Here is a 545-nt window from a genome sequence, read left to right as displayed (position 1 = left end):
TCTCCTTGGCGCAACCTCCCTTCGCGATCAAATCCTCCTGTGGGCCAACCAGCGCCAACCATCCGAAATTCTCATCGGGATGGAAGCCACTTCGGTCTACAGCTGGCACCCGGCGATGTTTTTCCACACGGCTCGTTCGTCGTATCGGCTTTCCAAGTGTGTCGAGGATTCCATCGATTTGCTTTTAGGGCTGTCGATTCAGTCTATTCGCAGTCTTCAGGCGCAAATCAAAGCGCTCGACAAAGCGATCACCCGCCATTTGGAAGGCATACCGAATACGTTGCAAACGATTCCCGGCATTGGTCCCGTCTATGCCGCTGGCATCTTGGCCGAAATTGGGCAAATTGAACGCTTTGACAACCAAGCTGCCTTAGCAAAGTATGCAGGTCTGACTTGGTCCAAGCATCAGTCCGGTCGGTTCCAAGCTGAAGAGACGTCCCTCATCCGTTCCGGCAATCGCTATCTCCGTTACTACCTAGTGGAGGCTGCCAACTCGGTACAACGGCATGATGCGACATTTCGCGCGTATTACCGGAAAAAGTATG

General features: G+C 53.2%; 1 pseudogene. It reads left to right on the top strand.

Features of this window, described 5'->3' with window-relative positions:
• Positions 1-133: 133 nt before the first annotated feature.
• Positions 134-545, top strand: a pseudogene (locus IEW48_RS16915) (transposase); the annotation flags it as partial.

Source organism: Caldalkalibacillus thermarum (assembly GCF_014644735.1).
Lineage (GTDB): Bacteria > Bacillota > Bacilli > Caldalkalibacillales > Caldalkalibacillaceae > Caldalkalibacillus > Caldalkalibacillus thermarum.
This window is presented reverse-complemented; position numbering and strand designations above follow the sequence as displayed.